The organism is Streptosporangium subroseum (genome assembly GCF_900188345.1).
In the GTDB taxonomy this organism is placed as follows: domain Bacteria; phylum Actinomycetota; class Actinomycetes; order Streptosporangiales; family Streptosporangiaceae; genus Streptosporangium; species Streptosporangium subroseum.
Window position 1 is genome coordinate 13,848 of the sequence record NZ_FZOD01000014.1, and the last position, 19,964, is coordinate 33,811.

A 19,964-nucleotide genomic window follows, 5' to 3' on the forward strand; every position below is an offset into this window, starting at 1 on the left:
GATGAGCCCCGGCCCCCGGGGCGGCGGGAACGAAACCGATGGCCGGTGATCGTCGGACGCTGGCATGCTGGCCGTATGGACGGTCCCGGCATTCACCTGAGTTTCGCCCCCGAGCTGCACCTCTTCGTCGCGGCTCGGAGACGCGCCGGTAGCACGGTGGTCGCCGTCGACGGGTCCTCGACGCTCGGGCACATCGTCGAGTCGCTGGGGGTTCCGCTCACCGAGTCGGGACGGCTCCGCGCCGACGGCCGGGAGGTGCCGGTCTCCTACGTGCCGCGCGGCGGCGAACACATCGAGGTGAGCGGGATCGAACGGCCCCAGAAAGTGCCCGGGGCGCCGCTGCGATTCCTGCTCGACGTGCACCTGGGCACGCTGGCCCGGCGGATGCGCCTGCTCGGGATCGACGCGCTCTACGAGAGCGAGGACATCGGCGACCCGGCGCTCGCCACGCTCTCCGCCGGGCAGAGGCGGGTGCTGCTCTCCCGGGACCGGGGCCTGCTGAAGCGGCGGGAGATCTGGGCGGGAGCCTACGTCTACAGTCACCGGCCGGACGACCAGCTGCGCGACGTGCTGGGGCGGTTCGCACCGGTGCTGGCGCCGTGGACCCGGTGTACGGCGTGCAACGGAATCCTCGGAGAGGTGGGCAAGGACGCGGTCCGTCCGAGCCTGGAGGACGGCACCCGGCGCGCGTACGACGCCTTCGCCCAGTGCACCGCCTGCGCACGCGTCTACTGGCGCGGCGCGCACCACGCCCGCCTCAGCTCGATCGTCGAGGATGCGATGCGCGAGTTCGGCGGGACGCTGTCCTGAGGACTCGCGGTCCGGGCGACGGGAACCGGCATGGTTTTCGCGCCTTCGCCGGGAACGGGAGACGGCGGGGCCCGCCTGCGTGAGCGGAGCCGCCGGGATGTGAGTGCACTTGGGCCGGCGCCGTACGCGGTGTGGTGGATCGGGCGAGAGCGCGGTGGGCCGGCGCCGTACGCGATGTGGTGGACCGGTGAGAGCGCGGTGGGGCTGGGGGCGTCCACCGCGCTCACCGAGGCCTGGATCGGGAGGCGGAGCGCGGCGGGGCTGTTCCACCGCGCTCCCCCGGACTCCGAGGTCTACTTCAGGTACGGCCCCTCCACGCCGATCTTGCCGGGTGCGGGGTTGCCGGGCAGCGACAGGACATAGGCCCGCAGGTTGCCCTTGCCGCCCGCGGCGATCGTCAGGGAGCCACCGGTGACGACCTTGCTGTCACCGGTGACGGCGTCGACGTAGGTGCCGTTCGGGATGCCGGTGAAGGTCGCACCCCCGGTGACCGAGACCAGCACGAAGCTGTCCACGGACCCCTGGGTGAAGCGGCGCTTGTAGGCCATCTGGCCGGTGACGCCCTCGGTGGAGTACTGGCCCTTCTGCAGCGCCGGGATGGCCCGGCGGATCTGGTTGAGCCGCTGCACGTGCTTGACCAGCGGCTTGGCCAGGGTCTGCGCCACCGCGCCGGTCGCCGAGGAGACGACGCCGTAGTCGGAGGCGGTCACCGAGCCGGCCAGCTGGTCGCCGTAGTAGGCGCGGCCGGTGGTGGCCAGCGGGCAGGTCGGCCCGCAGTCGATCGGCGCGCCCTTCTTGAACTCGATCTCCGAGCCGTAGTAGAGCGTCGGGATTCCCCGGAACGACCACATCAAGCTCATGTTCTCCGCCCACGCGTCGGTCCCGCCGGTGTAGCGGAAGGCCGACTTGTTGGGGCCGTAGTCGTGGGAGTCGACGTAGACGGTGTTGTAGGTGGCGTCGTTGTAGCTGTCGTCGGAGTCCTTGCCGTTGTTGAACGCATTGGGCGCGTCGCCGAAGTTCATGTGCATGCGCATGTCGATGACGTTCATGCCGGAGAACTTGGAGTGGTCGGGCGCGTGGTAGGCGTTGCCGCGCAGGAAGGCGTTGTCCGTGACGGGTTGGCCGCCGGTGCCCATCAGGTTCTCGTAGTCGAACTGCTCGACGACCGCCTTGGCGTCGTCGGGGTCGAACTCCCTGCGCTCCTTCCAGGTGTAGAACTGCGCTGAGTGGTTGACCGAGCCGCGGTTCCACTTGTCGTTGACAAACGCCCCGACCTCGCCGAAGACGTAGAAGTCCCTGCCCTTCTCCCCGTGCGTGGCCACCGCGTGCTGCTGGAGGGCGGGCAGGAAGCGGCGGTTCCACATGAGGCGCGAGACGTGCACGGCGGTGTCGACGCGGAAGCCGTCCACGCCCATGTCGATGTATTTGTTGTAGGCGTTGATCAGGTAGTCCTGGACGACCTTGTTCTCGGTGTTGAAGTCGGCCAGGTCGTCGTGGAGCCAGCAGCTCTTGGAGTCGGAGCCCTCCCAGTTGCCGATCCAGCACTGGTGATAGTAAGCCGCGGGAAACATTCCGGAGGTCGGGCTCGGCCACTGGCAGTTGTAGATGGTGAAGCCCTCGGGGCTCTTGTACTGGGTGGGCGTGCCGTAGTCCCTGCAGGTGTTGCCGGCCGGTGCGGTGGTCGACCACAGGTCGCCGTTGTACGGCCGGCCCTTGGCGAGCTGGTTCTGCGCGGGCGTCAGAGCCGGGTCGTTTCCCTGGTGCTCCTGCATCGGGTCATACTCGCGGCCCGGCTCCTTCTCGCTGTAGAGCCACTTCCACTGCCCGTCACGCGCGCCCCACACCGGGGGAACGAACAGGCCCTTGGCGCCCCAGCGCGAGCTGTGGTTGTAGACCACGTCCTGGAAGATCTTGATGCCCTTGGCGTGCGCCTTGTTGATCAGGTCCTGGTAGGTGGCGCCGGGAGTCTCCAGGCGGGTGTCGACCCGGTAGAAGTCCCAGCCGTGATAGCCGTGGAAGTCGTAGTCGGACCTGTTCAGCACGACCGGGGTGATCCACAGGGCGGAGAAGCCGAGGCCCTTGACGTAGTCGAGTTTGTCGATCAGGCCCTTGAAGTCGCCCCGGAACATGGGGTCGTTGTTCGCGGCGTTGCCGGAACTGATGTTCTGGCTCCCGCCCCGGTTGTTGCTCGAGTCGCCGTCGTTGAAGCGGGCGGTCATCACGAAGTAGATCGAGTCCTCGCGCGGGTCGCCGCCCAGCGGCGAGCCCTGGGCCGGCGTGGGCGGGGCGTCGCCGGTCCTCGCCGAGGCGGAGGCGGAAGCCCCGGACCTGTTGCCCGCGGCGTCGCGGGCCTTGACCGTGTAGGAGTAGGTGGTCTGCGGGTCGAGGCGGGCATCGGTGTAGACGGTGTTGGTGCCCGTCGGCAGCGTCACCGCGGCCTCGGACCCCTTCTTACGGAAGATCTCGTACCCGGTCACCGCCACGTTGTCGACGGCCTCGCCCCAGCTCAGTTTGACGGTGGTGCCGTCGGCCGTGGCCGTCAGTCCCGCGGGGGTGGAGGGGGCGGCGGTGTCCGGGGTTTCGGGGACGCACGGCTCGGGGGCGTTGGCCCGGACCACTCCGTCCTTGACCGTGGTCAGGCCGGCGCCGAGGGTGTAGTCGGCGCCGTTGTTGTTGTCCCAGGTGCCGGAGCCGTTGTTGAAGGCGGCCCTGAGCCCGGTGGCGGATCCGAGGTCGACGGTCTTCTTGGCCCAGTCGGCGCACGAGGCCTCGTTCATGGCGAGACCGGGGACGGTGGTCCAGGCGCCGCCGGTGGGCTGGTAGTGGAGGTTGGCGGCGGTCCAGCCCCTGGTCTTCTTGTAGAAGTAGACGACGGCCTGATTGCCGGGCGGGTTGGTCGGGCCGCCTCCGGAGCAGGGGTCTCCGGTGCTCACCTGGCCGCCGGAGACCTTCACGACTCCGGTGCCGAGGGTGTAGTCGGCGCCGCCGTTGTTGTCCCAGGTGCCGGAGCCGTTGTTGAAGGCGGCCCTGAGCCCGGTGGCGGATCCGAGGTCGACGGTCTTCTTCTTCCAGCCGGCGCAGGCGGTCTCGTTCATGGCGCCGCCGGGGACGGTGGTCCAGGCGCCGCCGGTGGGCTGGTAGTGGAGGTTGGCGGTGGTCCAGCTCGTCGCGTAGTAGACGGTGACGCTGCCCGCGGCCAGTGCGGCGGACAACGGGACGGTGGCGGAGGTCAGGGCGAAGGCGGCCGCGACGAGCAATCTGGCGATGCGGCGGGGGGATGAGCGCATGGCACTTCCTCGATCGAGGGAAGGGGGTGCCCGGATGCCTACCGGGGCCCCGGGCGGTGAGGTGACCCGGCACGGCCGCGTGGTCGTGCCGGGTCGCAGGAGTCAGCGCCAGGAGTCGGTGCGCGTCGCGGTGCCGCCCGAGGGGGTGGTGAAGGAGCGGTTGGGATCGCTCTCCCAGGTCACCGAGCCGTCGGGGTTCTTCTTGATGTACTTGTACTGGATCGCCGTGCCGGGCGGCAGGTTCACCGTGGCCTTCCAGACCGGGTAGGCCGCCGACGACAGCGCGATCGCGCTCGCCGGGTTCCAGGTGCCCAGGGCGGCGACGTTTCCGACGACGAAGACGTTCTGGCCCCAGGTCGTCGTCACGTTCGCGTTGAAGGAGGTGGCCACGTTGCCCGGGTTGACGGTCGGGGTCGGCGTCGGGGTCGGGCCGGGCGGGGTGGAGCCGCCCACGTGGATCGCGACCGCGCCCTTGGCGGGTACGGTCACCGAGGCGGTGCCGTTCGCGTCCACCGTCACCGAGCCGGAGCCCAGGTCGTTGGCGTAGGTCCCTGCGGGCAGGCCGGTGGTGAAGGCGCGGGTGAGAGCGCCGCCCTCGTTGTTGATCGCGACCCAGCCCTTGCTGCCCCGGCTGAAGGCGATCACGTTGTTGCCGTTGTCGTACCAGTTGCCGACCGAGGTGCCCGCGACGGTCCGGTTGAAGCCGACCATCCCGCTCATCTGGCGGTGGAAGCAGGTCCACTGGCCGTTGCCGCAGTTGGTGTCGGTGACGAAGCCGCCTCCTGCCGAGGGCGGGCCGCCCTCGCTGTTGCTCCAGGCGAAGCCGGAGTAGACGCGCGGCGTGCCGTACGGCCAGGCGAGCATGAAGACGTTGGCCAGTTTGTACGCGTCGGCGGACTTGTAGTTGAGCGTGGAGCCGTTGCGCTCGGTGTCGTGGTTGTCGATGAAGACCACGGCCTTGTCGCTGGGCACCGACAGGCCCCAGCTCTGGCCGAAGGACTGCAGGTTCTTGATCTGGCCGGTGAACTGCTCCTTGAGCTTGCGGCCGTAGACGAACTCATGCACGTCGCCGATCCCGGTGTACTGGCTCGGCGTGATCGGCTCGCCGGCGCCGTAGATGACCTCCTGGTGGATGTACGGCGAGCCGGTCAGCTTGCTCTTGATCGCCGCCAGGTCGTTCGGGTTGATGTGCTTGGCCCCGTCGATGCGGAAGCCGTCCACGCCGAGGGAGGTCAGCTTGTTGAGGTAGCCGGCGATCTGGGTGCGGACGTACTCGGAGCCGGTGTTGAGGTCGGACAGGCCGACCAGCTCGCAGTTCTGCACCCGCGAGGCGTCGTTCGTGTAGTCGGAGCCGTTGATCGTGCAGGTGGGGGAGTGGAAGTCCGCCGCGGAGTAGAGCCCGGGGTAGTTGTACTTGCCGAAGCCGTAGCCGCCGTAGCTGGTGCTGCCCTGGCCGGTCATGTGGTTGATGACCGCGTCGGCGTGGACCTTGACGCCCGCGGCGTGACAGGTGTTCACCATGTTCTTGAACGCGGTCTCGTCACCGAACTTGCTGGTGAGGGTGTAGCGGGCCGGCTGGTAGACGTCCCACCAGACCGAGCCGCCCATGCTCATGGAGTCGTTCGGCGGGGAGACCTGGACCGCGCCGTATCCGGCGGGGCCGAGCACGTCGGTGCACTCCTTCGCGACCGACTTCCAGTTCCAGCTCCACAGCTTGACGATCGGGCCGGGGGTGGGCGGGGCCGCCTGGGCGGGGGCGCCGAACGCGATGGGCACCACCACGGCGGCGCTCACCAGAGCGCCTACCACCGTGGTGACGAGGACTTTGTAGGATTTCATGGGTGGGGGCCTCCAGGATCGATGGACGGATTCCCTTGTGCCGGGCCGGGTGCTGTAACACCCGGCCCGGCGTTTCTCCAGAACCGCTTGCACGGCTGCGCGAACGCGGCCTCCGCGGCTGTGCGGACACGGTGACCGTGCGTTTTCCACGGTCGTATGGACACGGGACCGTGAGCTCACTTCGGCGGTGAGGACACGGACCGTGCGCGTTCTACGGCTGGACGAACACGGCGACCGTGCGCGCCGGGACCGTCAGCGTGCCGCTGACGGGGTCGAAGGTCGACTGCTTCACGACGGCGTCGTCGCCGGCCGTCTGGACGGGGTGGAGCGTTACCCGGGCGCCCTTCAGCGCGGTCACGGTCTGCGGCCGCGTCTCGGGGGTCGCGTTGAAGACCACCGTGATCGACTTCCAGCGCGGGTCGAGGCCCGAGGCGTCCAGGTGCATGGTCACGACACCCGGGGTCTCCGAGGTGCCGCTGGTCGGGAAGGTCAGGCGCTTCTGCACCTCGGCCAGGGAGCCGAGCGCGAAGGCCGGGGAGGACGAACGGATCTTGAGGAGGTCGCCGTACCCGGCCCGCGCCGAACCGATCGCCGCGCAGTCCGCCTTGAGCGCCGGATCGGCGAGCAGCGGCTTCGCGTAGGGCCACTTGCCCTCGTTGTCGAGCTTGGGCGGCAGTCCCGCGCCGAAGCCGTTGCCCGCGGAGCAGTTCCACAGCAGCCGGTTGAACCAGTCACCGGAGTCGTAGGAGTTGCGGTCGAGCGACTTCGAGCGGAGCCGCTCGCTGCCCGCGTGGACGAACGAGGTGCCCTGCCCGAGCACGGCCGTGGCCAGCGAGAGCGACTGCATGCGCACCCGGTTGGCCATCGCCGTCGCCTGCGGCAGCTTGTAGGCCAGTGCGTCGAACAGCGTCTCGTTGTCGTGCGCGTCCACGTAGGTGACGACGTCGCCCGGTGAGGCGGCGTATCCGGCGGGGGCGCCGTTGTAGCTCACCTCGGAGCCCTTGACCTGCTTGCCGCTGGAGGCGGTGAAGGCGTAGTCGCGCAGGTTGCCGGTGAGTCCCACCTTGATCAGGTCCTGGTAGTCCAGGAGGCGGGCCCGCTGCTGCTCGGCGGTGCCGTTGGCCGGTGATCCGTTGGGCGCTCCGGCCAGGCCCGAGCCGAAGCCCTGGACCCGGGGGTCGGCGTCGAACGGGCTGCCGCCGCGCACCGCGTCGCGCAGGCGGTCGCTGAAGGTGCCGATCCCCGTGCCCGCCATGTTGGCCTGGGTGGCCTGGACGAAGCGGGCGTCGTCGGCCACCTCGCCGAAGTTCCAGCCCTCGCCGTACAGGATGATCGACTTGCCGTCCACGCCGTCCCCGGCGAGGGTCAGCCCGTCCAGGGCCTTGCGGACCGCGAGGATGTTCGCCTTGGGATGGTGGCCCATCAGGTCGAACCTGAAGCCGTCCACCTTGTACTGCTTCGCCCAGGTGACGATGGAGTCGACGACGAGCCTGCCCATCATCGCGTGCTCGGGCGCGGTGTTGGCGCAGCAGGTGGAGGCGGCCACGGCACCGTCGTCGAGCAGCCGGTGGTAGTAGCCGGGCACGATCCGGTCGAGCACCGAGGTGGGGTCCTGGCCGGCGGCGTGGGTGTGGTTGTAGACCACGTCCATCACCACCCGCAGCCCGGCCCCGTTCAGGCCGCCGACCATGCTCCGGAACTCCTTGATCCGGGCGGAGCCGTCCGGCTCCGAGGCGTAGGAGCCCTCGGGCACGGTGTAGTGCAGCGGGTCGTACCCCCAGTTGAAGGAGTCCTTGGCCGCGGATCCCATGACGCAGGCCTGCTGCAGCTCCGAGTCGGCGGGCATCGAGGCCAGGTCGCAGTCGGGCTCGACGCGGTCGGCCTTCCTCTCGGGAACGGTCGCCATGTCGAAGACCGGCAGCAGATGAACGTGGGTCAGGCCGTCCTGGGCGAGCTTGCGCAGCTCCTTCATCCCGTCCCCGTTCCCGGTGAACGCGGCGTAGGTGCCGCGCTGGGCTGCCGGGACCGAGGAGTCCGAGGCGGAGAAGTCACGCACGTGCAGCTCGTAGATCGACGCCTTCTGTTGCGGTACGGGCCTGGGTTTGGCCAGGGAGGACCAGCCTCCGGGCTGCAGCGATCGGTCGGAGAGGTCGACCAGCTGGCTGCGGACGGAGTCGGCGGCGAGCGACAGGCTGTAGGGGTCGGTCACCTCGTTGGTGACGACCTTGCCCGCGGCGGGCGCGTAGACCGTGACCAGGAAGGTGTAGTAGCGGCCCTTCCAGCTCGGCTGGCCCCGCACCGACCAGACGCCGGTCGCGTCGTCGCGCCGCATCTCGTGCACCGTACGGCCCGCGCCCGTCGAGCCGGAGTAGAGCGCCAGCTCCACCTTCCGCGCGGTCGGCGCCCAGACCGACAGCCTGGGCGTCGCGCCCCCCGCGGGGCCCAGCTCGGCCTCCGCCGCCTTGGCGTAGACGTCGTCGAGCACGCCGGGAATCTGCACGCCGGTGGCGGTGAGCAGCGTGCCCGAGGCATCCCGCTCGACCGCCACGACCTGGCCGCGCAGGGCCTCGGTGACGAGGTCGGCGTCGCGCGGGTCCACCGTGAACGCGGCGTAGGCGGCCAGGTGCGGCCACTTCGCCTTCTGCGCGTCGGTGAGCGTGCCCGGGTTCAGGCGGATGATCCGGAGGTCGCCGGTCAGGTCGCCCTTGGCGTAGGCGATGTCACCCTTCGCCGAGAAGGCCAGGGAGTGGTGGAGCGAGGCGGACGGCTCGACCTTCCACGCGACGGTCGCGCGGTCGATCCAGTGCGCCGCCGAGGCGCCGAGGTCGGCGTCGGCCTCGTGGGACGCGGGCTGGGGGAGCAGGTAGCCCTCGGTGGCCGCGATCCGCCAGGCCTCGTGGCCCACGGTGGGAAGGTCCAGGGACTGGTTGTCGGGCAGGTCCTTCTCGTCGCCCCTGTGGATGATGTAGTTCACGGTCTTCGCCCCCTCGGTCAGGGGGATGCGGAAGTAGACCCCGAACCCGTCCTGCCCCGCGGGCCGGAGCGGGACGCCCCACTCGGTGGGAGTGGCGACGTCGCCCCACAGGTGCAGTCCCCAGCCCTCGTAGTTCCCGTCGGGGCGGTGGTAGTGCAGGATCGCGACGTTCTCGGCCGCGGCCCGGGTCGGATGGACCTTCGCCACCCCCGAGGCGACGTAGGCGTCCGGCCGGAGCGCCGGGGTGAACGCCTGGTCGGGGCCGGGGTCCTTGGTGTCGCCCCTGTGGATGATGAAGTTCAACGACGCGGAGGCGTTCTTCAGCGGGACCTTCCAGAACGCGCCGTAGGAGTCGGTGCCGTCCGGGGGACGCGGCGTGGCCCACTCGGTGGGCACCCCGTCGCCGAGCCCGTCGCCCCACAGGTGCAGTCCCCAGCCCTCGTAGTCCTTGCCGGGGCGGCTGTAGTGGACGGTCGCGTAGCCCTGGGCCGCGGCGCGGGAGGCATGGGTCGTGGGATCGCCCTTCGCCAGCCAGACCTCGCCGGTCTTCGAGGGGTTGACGATCCGGTCGCCGCCGTCCTTCTCGTCGCCCTTGTGGGCGATGATCCCGACACTGGCGGCTCCGGGCTTCAGCTTGATCCAGGCGAACCGGCCGTAGGAGTCCTCGCCGGTCAGAGGGAGCGGCTTCGCCCACTCGGTGGGGTTCTCGACGTCGCCCCAGACATGCAGGCCCCAGCCGTCGTAGTCCTCGGGGTCCTCACGCTGGTAGTGCACGACCAGCCAGTCGCGTCTTACCGCGCCGGGCTCCTCGGGAACGGGCTCGGCTCCGACCACGGCCTCCGCGGTCGCCGAGGCGAACCGGCCCGCCGAGTCCTTCACGACCGCCTTGTAGGCGATCTTCGTGCCCGGCGCGAGGCCGCTCAGGTCGTGGAAGACCCGGAACGTACGGCCGGCGGCCGAGACGTTGGGCGCGTCGTCGGTGCCCAGTACCTTCCAGGCGCCGTCGCCGGCCTTGGCGGCGAAGGTCACCTGATCGAAGCCGGTTCCGGGCACGGTCGCGGTGACCGGGATCCGGCCGTCCTCGGCGGTGCCTCTGATCTCGGTCCCGGGGAGCGTGATCGAGACCGCGGGGGCCGCCTGCGGGGCGGCGAGCCTGCCCGGCGCCCGGTAGACCACCGCGGACAGGGCCGGGACGGTCACCGCCAGCTTGGCGTCCGCGCCCGTGGTGACCTTCGCGGCGGCCTCGCCGTACACCCTGGTGAAGGGGGCGTTCGCCGAGAAGGTCGCCGCGCTGGCCGTGGCCGGCTGCTCGGCGTTGTTGATCGCGACGACATACTCGACCTGCGCCTTGGCGTCGATCCTGGAGAAGGCGTAGACGCCACCCGTGGCGAGGCGTTCGATCTGGGCGCCGTCGGCCAGGGCGGGGTGGGCGTCCCGGAGCCTGGCCAGGGCGGAGATGCTCTGATAGAGCGGGTGCGTCTGGACGAAGTTGTCCTGGGCGTGGGTGGCCTCGGTGCCGATCAGGTCGTCGCTCAGGTAGCTCTCGGTCGCGGAGGCGAACATGGACGCGCGGGCGTCCTGGTCGCCGCCCTTGCCCGTGAAGCCCTGCTCGTCGCCGTAGTAGACGACCGGCTGGCCGCGGGTGAGATACATCAGCTCGTGGGCGAGCCGGTCCCTGCGCAGCAGCTCCGCGTCCGTCTCCGGCGTGGCCTGCGCGCCGGCCTGGACGTCCTGCTGGAGGAAGCGGCCGATGCGGCCCATGTCGTGGTTGCCGAGGAAGGTCGGCAGCGACGCCGCGTTGCCGTCGGCGTCGGTGTGGTAGTCGTCACCGGTGAACAGCTGGGCCAGCCGCGCCGCGCCCGCCGTACCGCCGCTGAAGGAACGGGCGGCCTCCTGGAAGGGGAAGTCCAGGGTGGCGTCCATCCCGCCGCGCGTGGAGTAGCGGCTGGTGAGGGCGGGATCGCCGGAGTAGACCTCGCCGAACATGAAGAACCGCTTGTTGCCGCTTCGGGCCGCGTAGCCGTGCAGGGCGGGGGAGAACTTCTCCCAGAACTCCATGTTCACGTGCTTGGCGGTGTCGATGCGGAAGCCGTCGAGGCCGGTCTCCCGTACCCACGTCCGGTAGATGTCGGTCATGCCCTTGACGACCTCGGGCCGTTCTGTCCAGAGGTCGTCGAGGCCGAAGAAGTCGCCGTACTCGTCGTTCTCGCCGCCGCTGAAGGTGGAGTCGCCCCGGTTGTGGTACATCGTCGGGTCGTTCAGCCAGGCGGGGGTCTTGACGCCCTTCGGCGCGACCGGCGTGTAGGGGAAGGACCCGGTGTTCACCGCGGGGAAGTCGTCCTTGCCGGCGTACCGGCGGTCGTCGAACGGCACGCCGCGGGTGTCGACGTAGGGGTAGGCCCCCTTCGACCGGTAGGAGTAGGTCTTCTCGCTGTAGTCGATCACATCGGCCGTGTGGTTGGTGATGATGTCGAAGAAGACCTTCATCCCGCGCTTGTGTGCCTCCCGCACCAGTTGCTTCATTTGATCGTTCGTACCCAGATGCGGGTCGATTCTCGTGAAGTCGGTGATCCAGTAACCGTGGTAGCCGGCCGAGACGTTGGCGCCCGTGCCCTGGACCGGCCGGTTCTGGAACGCCGGGGTGATCCAGAGCGCGGTGCTGCCGAGGTTCTTGATGTAGTCGAGCCTGCCGAGCAGCCCCTTGAGGTCGCCGCCCTGGTAGAAGCCCTTGTGCGTCGGGTCGAAGCCGGTGGTGAGCCGGTCGCCCTTCAGGCCGCCTCGGTCGTTGCCGGTGTCGCCGTTGGCGAACCGGTCGGTCATCGCGAAGTAGAAGCGCTCGCGGGTCAGGTCGTCGCGGAGCGCGTCTCGGGCGAGGTCGCGGTCGGACGGCTCCGCCGTACGGCTCAGCGCGGAGACCACGGGCTCGGCGGACGGCTGTCGCGCCGCCCCGGTCACGCCTGTCGCGCCGGAAAGGCCCGGAACGGCGAGGCGGGAGGTGGGGGAGACGGAGGCGGGGGCGGGAAGTGGCGCGGCGAGGGGTGCGGCGATCAGGGTTGCCGCGAGGGCGGCGCCCGTCAGGAGGGTCGATCTCGCGCGCCGTGGGGGGAGTGGCCAGACCACGGAGGCCTCCACGGAAGTTGTTTCGAGGGTGTTGCCCGGAAGTTACTCACTGGACATGATCTATGCAATCCCTTACCGAAACTTTCTGAATCGTAACGTTTCCTCGATGTCCGGAAGCTGGTTTTTGCAGCGTCCGAAGCCATACAAAGAACGTCATATATTGCTTGACCTGCAGTTACCCTTCCCCGTTAATGCGGGGTGGGAGCGACCTGCGTCCCGGCCTTTGGGCAATTTTGTAACGAGTTTGCAGACTCTTGCAGAAAATTCTTCCAATGAGGTTCACGGCGGCGTAACGTCCGGCGTACTCCGGACCTCGGCCTGCACATCAAGCCGGACCCCCCTGAACACAAGGAGAAAACATGCGGCGAGCCTTCTCAGCTGCGACGATCGTCGCGGCCCTCGCCTTGGCGGTCTCCGCCTGCGGCGGCGGTGACGCCGGTGACGGCGGCACGGCGACCCCCGCCCAGTCCGCGGCGGCGGACCCGCTGAAGATCAGCGGTGAGATCACCTGGTGGGACACCGTCCGGCCGGACAGCGAGGGCCCGACGTTCCAGGCCCTCATCAAGGACTTCCAGGCGAAGTACCCCAATATCAAGGTCAAATACGTCAACGTCCCCTCCGACCAGGCGCAGAACCAGTTCCAGACCGCGGCGCAGGCGGGTACGGGAGCCCCGGACGTGATCCGCTCCGAGGTGGCCTGGACCTCCCAGTTCGCCTCGCTCGGCTACCTCCAGCCGCTGGACGGCTCGCGGGCCGTGGAGAACGAGGCCGACTTCCTGCCCGGTCCCCTGAGCAGCACCAAGTACAACGGCAAGACCTACGCGGTGCCGCAGGTCACCGACACCCTGGCGCTCATCTACAACAAGAGGCTCCTCAAAGAGGCCGGGCACGAGAAGGCTCCCACCACGGTCGAGGAGCTCAAGCAGGCCGCGCTCGACGTCAAGGCCAAGACCGGCGCCAGTGGCCTCGCGCTCAACGTGGACTCCTACTTCCTGCTGCCCTTCATGTACGGCGAGGGCGGTGACCTCCTCGACGTCCAGAACAAGAAGATCACCGTCAACTCCCCGGCCAACGTGAAGGCCATGGCGACGGTCGTGGACCTGGTCGCCTCCGGCGCCGCGCCCAAGCCCGCCATCCAGGACAGCTACGCCAACGCGATGACGGCCCTCAAGGACGGCAAGACCGCGATGATCTACAACGGCCCGTGGGCGCTGTCGGAGATCTACCAGGGCAAGGAGTTCCAGGACAAGGCCAATCTCGGCATCGCGCCCGTCCCCGCGGGTTCGGTCAAGGCCGGCGCCCCCACCGGCGGCTGGAACCTGGCGATCTACGCCGGCTCGGCGAACCTGGACGCCTCCTACGAGTTCGTCCGCTTCATGAGCACCGCCGAGAGCCAGGCCAAGGTCGCCAAGGAGATCAGCCTCCTGCCGACCCGTCCCTCCGCCTACGACAAGCCCGAGGTCCAGGCCAACGAGGCCGTCTCCGTCTTCAAGCCGATCATGGAGACCGCGACCGCGCGGCCGTGGATCCCCGAGGGCGGCCAGCTCTTCCAGCCGCTGCTGGAGGGCTACCAGTCGCTGGTCGGCGGCCAGACGACCCCCGAGGACATGCTCAAGAAGGTCGACGGCCAGTATCACGGCATCTTCAAGGACTGGAGCTGATCCGTGGCGCTCTCGACTGGACGTGTGAACGGCACGGCCAGGGACCGGACCGCGGGCTCGGGAGGCACCCGCGGTCAGGGCCGCCACCAGGGGACCGGTCCGCTCAGGCGCACGATGAGCCGGCACTGGTACGCCTGGGCCATGGTCGCCCCGGTGATCCTGGTCACGGCCCTGCTGATCGGCTGGCCGCTGGCCCGGGGCGTCTACCTGTCCCTGACCGACGCCACCGAGGCCACCATGGGCCGCACGATCGGTGTCAACGTCATCCCGTCGACCTACGAGTTCGTCGGGCTCGACAACTACATCTCGATCCTGACCAGCGGCCTGTTCTGGGAGAAGCTGACCTGGACGGTCACCTGGACCGTGGCGTGCGTCGCCCTCCACTACGGCCTCGGTCTCGGCCTCGCCATGCTGCTCAACCGCAAGGTGAGGTTCCGCTCGGTCTATCGGCTGCTGCTCATCCTGCCGTGGGCGATCCCCGGATTCGTCTCGGCGTTCATCTGGCGCTACCTCTACAACAGCGACTACGGCGTGATCAACGGCATGCTGAAGGCGGCCGGCCTCGGGGCGGTCGGCTGGCTCGACGACCCGACCACGGCGAAGATCGCGGTGATCGCGGTGAACGTCTGGATGGGCGTGCCGTTCATGATGGTCGCCGTCCTGGGCGGTCTGCAGTCGATCCCCGGTGAGCTCTACGAGGCGGCGGAGGTCGACGGCGCGACGCCGTGGCAGCGCTTCCGCTTCATCACCGTCCCGGGGCTGCGCACCGTGTCGAGCACGGTCATCCTGCTGGGCACGATCTGGACGTTCAACATGTTCCCGGTGATCTTCCTGATCAGCGGGGGAGGTCCGGGCAGCTCCACGGAGATCCTGGTGACCTACGCCTTCCGCGAGGCCTTCACGGGCATCCGCAACTACTCGGGCTCCGCCGCCTGGGGAGTGATCATCCTCATGCTCCTCGTCGTGCTGGCCCTGGTCTACCGCCGCGCGCTGCGCAGGCAGGGGGAGGTCTGGTGAGCTCCGTCACCGCCGGTTCCGCCGGTCCCACAGGTACTACTGCTCCCGCCGTTTCCGCCAAGCGGCCCCGTCGCCGCGAGGATCGCAGCGTCGGCAGGTCGATCCTGCTGCACGGGACCCTTCTCGGCGCGGTCGCCGTCTCGCTGTTCCCCATCGTCTGGCTGGTCCTGACCTCGCTCAAGCCGCGCGACGGCTGGCTCTCCAGCGAGCTGGAGTTCTTCAACCGGCCCTCACTGGACAACTACGCCCGGGTGCTGACCGAGACGCAGTTCCCGACCTGGCTGCTCAACTCGGTGATCGTCGCGGGACTGACCACGATCATCGGGGTGTTCCTGGCCTCCACGACCGGATACGCGATCAGCCGCTTCCGCTTCCCCGGGCACCGCGGGGTCATGTGGATGCTGCTCATCACCCAGATGTTCCCAGTGGCCATCCTGATCGTCCCGCTCTACAACCTGATGGCGGGCCTCGGGCTGCTCAACCAGCTCGCCGGGCTGGTCATCGCCTACATGACCGTGGCCGTGCCGTTCTGCGCGTGGATGATGAAGAGCTATTTCGACTCCATTCCGCGCGAGATCGACCAGGCGGGAATGGTTGATGGTCTGACGCCGTTTGGCGCGTTTTGGCGGGTTATCCTGCCTCTGGCCAGGCCGAGCCTGGCGGTCACCGCCTTCTACTGCTTCATGACCGCCTGGGGAGAGGTGGCCTACGCCACGGTGTTCATGTCGCAGGAGGAGAAACGCACGCTCGGCATCGGCCTGCAGCAGTTCGTGGGGCAGCACTGGTCCGACTGGGGCCTGCTCACCGCCTCGGCGGTGCTGATCGCGGTGCCCGCGGCGATCGTCTTCCTGCTCGTGCAGCGCCATCTGGTCGCCGGACTTACCGCCGGCGCCACGAAGTCGTAACACCACCGTGCTATCACGTCCTGACATATCTGAAATGTCGCTTGATCGGGGGACAAATATGACCGGGCTCGTCCACATGGACCATGCCGCCGTGACCGCCACCCGATGGTGGCGGGACGCGGTGATCTACCAGGTCTACGTGCGCAGCTTCGCCGACGGCAACGGCGACGGCATCGGGGATCTCCTGGGAGTGCGGAGCCGGCTGCGGTATCTGGCCGACCTGGGGGTCGACGCGATCTGGCTGACCCCCTTCTTCACCTCGCCGATGGCCGACTTCGGTTACGACGTGGCGGACTACCGGGACGTGGACCCGATCTTCGGGTCGCTGTCCGACGCCAAGGCGCTGATCGACGACGCCCACCGGCACGGCCTGCGGGTGATCGTCGACGTCGTCCCCAACCACACCTCCGACCGGCACGCCTGGTTCCACGCGGCCGTGGCCGCGGGACCCGGCAGCGCCGCGCGGGAACGGTACATCTTCCGCCAGGGCAAGGGCGCCGACGGGGAGCTGCCGCCGAACGACTGGCAGTCGGTCTTCGGCGGCCCCGCGTGGACCCGGCTGCCCGACGGCGAGTGGTACCTGCGGCTGTTCGCCCCCGAGCAGCCCGACCTGAACTGGGAGAACCCCGAGGTTCACGCGGAGTTCGAGTCGGTCCTGCGGTTCTGGCTCGACCTGGGCGTGGACGGGTTCCGCATCGACGTGGCGCACGGCATGGTCAAGGCGGAGGGACTGCCCGACATCGGCCACGCCGACCAGGTCCGGATGCTCGGCACCGAGGTGATGCCGTTCTTCGACCAGGACGGCGTGCACGAGATCCACCGGGCCTGGCGCACGTTGCTCGACTCCTACCCGGGCGAGCGGATCGGCGTCGCCGAGGCGTGGGCGCCCACCGCGCAGCGGCTGGCCAACTACATCCGACCGGACGAGCTGCACCAGGCGTTCAACTTCCAGTTCCTCACGGCCCCCTGGAGCGCGGACGGATTCCGCGCGGTGATCCAGGAGTCGCTGGAGACGGTCGGACTGGTCGGCGGATCCAGCACCTGGGTGCTGTCCAACCACGACGTCAAGCGGCACCTCACCCGTTACGGCGGCGGCGAGCTCGGCCTGCGCCGCTCACGCGCGGCGGTCCTGCTGACGCTCGCCCTGCCCGGCTCGTCCTACATCTACCAGGGCGAGGAACTCGGCCTTCCCGAGGTCCTCGACCTGCCGGAGGAGTTTCTGCGCGACCCGCAGCGGCTGCGCAATCCCGACCACGGCCGGGACGGCTGCCGGGTGCCGATCCCGTGGGCCGACGTCCGGCCGCACTTCGGCTTCAGCCTGCCGGGCATCGAGGAGTCCTGGCTGCCGATGCCCTCCTCCTGGGGGCCGCTCAGCGTCCAGTCCCAGCTCCACGACCAGGCCTCCACGCTGCACCTGTACCGGGAGGCGCTGAGGATCAGGCGGCACCGGCAGGCCTTCGGCGACGCCCCCCTGGCCTGGCTGGACTCTCCCGAGGGCACGCTGGCCTTCAGCCGGGGCGACGATTTCGTCTGCACGGTCAACCTGACCGGCGAGCCGGTCGAGCTGCCCGCCCCCGGGCGGATCCTGCTGGCCAGCGCGGAGCCGGTCGCCCGGGGTGGCGCGCCCGGTGCGGGACCGATCGCCGGGGGCGACCTGGTACGGCTCGCGCCCGACTCCGCCGTCTGGTGGGAACGCGATGACGCCTAACGGTGGCCCGCTCGGCAACGGTTCCGCCCGGCTGGCCGACATCGCCGCGCAGGCCGGGGTCAGTGAGGCCACGGTCAGCCGGGTGCTCAACGGCAAGCCGGGCGTCTCCGCCGTCACCCGGCGGTCCGTCCTGGCCGCGCTCGACGTCATGGGTTACGAGCGTCCGCAGCGGCTGCGTCAGCGCAGCAACGGGTTGATCGGCCTGGTGACCCCGGAGCTGGACAATCCGATCTTCCCGGCCTTCGCCCAGGCCTTCGAGAAGGCGCTGACCCAGCACGGCTACACCCCGCTGCTCTGCACGCAGCTCCCCGGCGGGGCACTCGAGGACGAGTTCACCGAACTGCTCGTGGAGCGAGGGGTGAGCGGCATCATCTTCGTCTCCGGCCTGCACGCCGACGTCACCGCGCGCTCGGACCGCTACACCCAGCTGATCGGCCAGGGCGTGCCGATCGTCCTGCTCAACGGGCACGCGGCCGACGTCCCGGCCCCGTTCATCTCTCCGGATGATCGGGCGGCGGCGCGGCTGGCCGTACAGCATCTGGTGGATCTGGGGCATGAGCGGATCGGTCTGGCGGTGGGTCCGGGCCGGTTCGTGCCGGTGATCCGGAAGATCGAGGGCTATCGCAAGGCGATGGCGCAGCTGCTGGGGGTCGGCGAGGTGGATGAGCTGATCTCGCATTCGCTGTTCTCGGTGGAGGGCGGCCAGGCGGCGGCGGCGCAGTTGCTGGAGCGGGGGTGCACGGGCATCGTGTGCGCCTCGGACCTGATGGCGCTGGGTGTGATCAGGGCGTGCCGGGACCGAGGGCTGTCGGTGCCGGGCGACGTGTCGGTGATCGGGTTCGACGACTCGCCGCTGATCGCCTTCACCGACCCGCCGCTGACCACCGTGCGGCAACCCGTGCAGTCGATGGTGACCGCCGCCGTTCACACCCTGCTGGAGGCCATCGCCGGTGCGCCGGGAAAGCACTCCGAGCTCATCTTCCAGCCGGAGTTCATCGTCCGGGGCTCCACGGGCTCCGGCCCCAAGATCGTTCGTTGACCGCCGGCGCCTTCCGGCGGTACGCCCGGATCGCGGTGGATCACCCGGATGGCGCGCCGCCTCCGGTGTTCGTCCAGGTGAAAGAGGTGTAATGGCTTGCCGTGGGTCCGCCCTGTAGCTCGTGGCGAGCGCCGTCGACGTGCGACGATCCCCGCTGACGTGCTGATGGTGACGGCGATGGAGCGTGCAGGTGGACTCGACGAGGCGATGGGCCGTTCCCGTACTGGGGGCGTTCACAGTGAGCGGGATGTTCCTCGCCGTGCCGGCACCCCTCGGCGCCGTGCGGGCGCCCGCCGCGGCGGTTCCGGTGCCTGTCGCGGCCACCGGAACGGCCGCGGCGGGCACCGTCTACTACGTGGACTCCAGGGGCGGCAAGGACTCCGCCGCGGGCACCTCGGAGGCGACGGCCTGGCGCTCCCTGCACAAGGTGAACGCCACCGGGCTGCGCGCCGGCGACACCGTGCGCTTCAAACGCGGCGGTGACTGGCAGGGAACCCTGAGGCTCAGGAGCAGCGGCACGGCCGCCAGTCCCATCTCCGTCGAGCCGTACGGCAAGGGTGCGGACCCGAGGATCACCGGCAGCACCGCCTGCGTGGTGATCGCGGGCGCGTATGTGCGGGTGGCCGGGCTGCGGGCCGGCGGCTGCCAGTGGGCCGGCTTCGAGGTGAGGGGCGACCACAACGAGCTGGTCGGCGTGCACGCCGACCACAACGTCACCGGTGTCCAGCTCATCGGCGCCCACAACACCGTCAGGAACAGCGTGCTGAGCGCCAACAACCGCATGAGCGTCAACGACAAGGGAGGCGACAACGACTCCGGAGCCTTCGGTGTGCTGCTCAACGGCGACGACAACCTCGTCGTCGGAAACGTGATCGTCGACAGCTACGCGCGAAGCGAGGACTACGGAACCGACGGCGCCGCCGTCGAGGTGTACAACGGCGACCGCAACCGGGTCGCCCGCAATGTCTCCAGGGACAACGAGACCTTCGTGGAGCTGGGCGCGAGGAAGGGCAAGACCGCCGACGGAAACGTGTTCGCCCAGAACGTGGTGACCTCCTCCCGCAAGAGGGGCTCCTTCCTGATCACCCGAGGCCCTGGGAGTCCCATCGGCCCGGTGAAGGGCACCATCGCGGTGCACAACTCCGTCTACCTGCCCGCTCGCGACACCATCGGCTGGTCCTGCGGCGACGGCTGCTCGCCCGCCATCCTCAGACTGAGGAACAACGTCATCATGGTCGGCGGGCGGATCGGAGAGGAGGACGGCAAGGGCGGAGCCGACGAGGGCGGCAACGTCTATCAGGGCCGCTCCCACAGGTTCAAGCTGGGCCCCCGGTCGATCATCGCCGATCCCCGCTTCCGCAGCCGCGAGGACCTGCACCTGAGTCCCGGCTCCCCGGCCTTCGGCCGCGCCCTCAAGCTGGGCCCCGAGTGGTTCGGCGGTGCCGCGCTGGCCCGCGATCTGTCGGGCGCACCCCTGCCCGCCGCTCCCGCCTCGGGCGCATATCAAAAATGACCCTTACCGATAGTGGGTTTTATCCTGGATATCTCCTCGGAACCTCTGTGAAACCTGTCTAGGACACCCTGGTGTCCAGAGCGAGGTGATC

General features: G+C 69.4%; 11 protein-coding genes. 8 read left to right on the forward strand and 3 right to left on the reverse strand.

Annotation, left to right across the window (positions count from 1 at the left end; all coding sequences use genetic code 11):
* Positions 1-75 precede the first annotated feature (75 nt).
* Together CHC08_RS16400 and CHC08_RS48280 are read left to right on the forward strand one after the other, a co-directional pair.
* A complete protein-coding gene (locus CHC08_RS16400) occupies positions 76-810 on the forward strand; it encodes a Mut7-C RNAse domain-containing protein (protein ID WP_089208160.1) in 735 nt (244 codons plus the stop codon).
* 99 nt (positions 811-909) lie between these two features.
* The gene (locus tag CHC08_RS48280; RefSeq protein WP_143653236.1) at positions 910-1,173 is read left to right on the forward strand and encodes a hypothetical protein; all 264 of its coding nucleotides are present in this window, start codon (positions 910-912) and stop codon (positions 1,171-1,173) included.
* On the opposite strand, the gene CHC08_RS16405 is transcribed toward CHC08_RS48280, so the two are convergent.
* The 3 genes from CHC08_RS16405 to pulA form a co-directional block, all read right to left on the reverse strand.
* Positions 1,104-4,097, reverse strand: coding sequence for a carbohydrate binding domain-containing protein (locus CHC08_RS16405; RefSeq protein ID WP_089208161.1), 2,994 nt, complete (start codon positions 4,095-4,097; stop codon positions 1,104-1,106). The two genes, CHC08_RS48280 and CHC08_RS16405, sit on opposite strands and share 70 nt — an antisense overlap.
* 102 nt (positions 4,098-4,199) lie before the next feature.
* The gene (locus tag CHC08_RS16410; protein WP_089208162.1) at positions 4,200-5,936 is read right to left on the reverse strand and encodes a carbohydrate-binding module family 20 domain-containing protein; all 1,737 of its coding nucleotides are present in this window, start codon (positions 5,934-5,936) and stop codon (positions 4,200-4,202) included.
* 211 nt (positions 5,937-6,147) lie between these two features.
* The gene (gene pulA / locus CHC08_RS16415) at positions 6,148-12,030 is read right to left on the reverse strand and encodes a pullulanase-type alpha-1,6-glucosidase (RefSeq protein ID WP_089208277.1); all 5,883 of its coding nucleotides are present in this window, start codon (positions 12,028-12,030) and stop codon (positions 6,148-6,150) included.
* Between the two features lie 359 nt (positions 12,031-12,389).
* Between pulA and CHC08_RS16420 the strand changes: the two genes are divergently transcribed.
* From CHC08_RS16420 to CHC08_RS16445, 6 genes are all read left to right on the forward strand, one after another.
* Complete coding sequence (locus CHC08_RS16420) at positions 12,390-13,691, forward strand: extracellular solute-binding protein (protein ID WP_089208163.1); 1,302 nt, start codon at positions 12,390-12,392, stop codon at positions 13,689-13,691.
* Between the two features lie 3 nt (positions 13,692-13,694).
* Complete coding sequence (locus CHC08_RS16425; protein ID WP_089208164.1) at positions 13,695-14,708, forward strand: carbohydrate ABC transporter permease; 1,014 nt, start codon at positions 13,695-13,697, stop codon at positions 14,706-14,708.
* Complete coding sequence (locus CHC08_RS16430) at positions 14,705-15,613, forward strand: sugar ABC transporter permease (protein ID WP_089208165.1); 909 nt, start codon at positions 14,705-14,707, stop codon at positions 15,611-15,613. The genes CHC08_RS16425 and CHC08_RS16430 overlap by 4 nt, the downstream gene beginning before the upstream one ends.
* A 58-nt stretch (positions 15,614-15,671) precedes the next feature.
* Positions 15,672-17,321: a glycoside hydrolase family 13 protein gene (locus tag CHC08_RS16435; RefSeq protein ID WP_089208166.1), complete on the forward strand. Its 1,650-nt coding sequence runs from the start codon at positions 15,672-15,674 to the stop codon at positions 17,319-17,321.
* Positions 17,311-18,360: a LacI family DNA-binding transcriptional regulator gene (locus CHC08_RS16440; RefSeq protein WP_089208167.1), complete on the forward strand. Its 1,050-nt coding sequence runs from the start codon at positions 17,311-17,313 to the stop codon at positions 18,358-18,360. Before CHC08_RS16435 ends, CHC08_RS16440 begins: the two co-directional genes overlap by 11 nt.
* 190 nt (positions 18,361-18,550) lie before the next feature.
* Positions 18,551-19,873 (forward strand): right-handed parallel beta-helix repeat-containing protein, encoded by a 1,323-nt coding sequence (locus tag CHC08_RS16445; RefSeq protein WP_218825332.1) that lies wholly within the window; start codon positions 18,551-18,553, stop codon positions 19,871-19,873.
* Positions 19,874-19,964 lie beyond the last annotated feature (91 nt).

Bases quoted from the DNA above. Each gene is read 5' to 3' on its own strand.
- CHC08_RS16400 (WP_089208160.1), top strand. From the start codon at position 76: ATGGACGGTCCCGGCATTCACCTGAGTTTCGCCCCCGAGCTGCACCTC.
- CHC08_RS16405 (WP_089208161.1), bottom strand. From the start codon at position 4,097: ATGCGCTCATCCCCCCGCCGCATCGCCAGATTGCTCGTCGCGGCCGCC.
- CHC08_RS16410 (WP_089208162.1), bottom strand. From the start codon at position 5,936: ATGAAATCCTACAAAGTCCTCGTCACCACGGTGGTAGGCGCTCTGGTG.
- CHC08_RS16420 (WP_089208163.1), top strand. From the start codon at position 12,390: ATGCGGCGAGCCTTCTCAGCTGCGACGATCGTCGCGGCCCTCGCCTTG.
- CHC08_RS16435 (WP_089208166.1), top strand. From the start codon at position 15,672: ATGACCGGGCTCGTCCACATGGACCATGCCGCCGTGACCGCCACCCGA.
- CHC08_RS16440 (WP_089208167.1), top strand. From the start codon at position 17,311: ATGACGCCTAACGGTGGCCCGCTCGGCAACGGTTCCGCCCGGCTGGCC.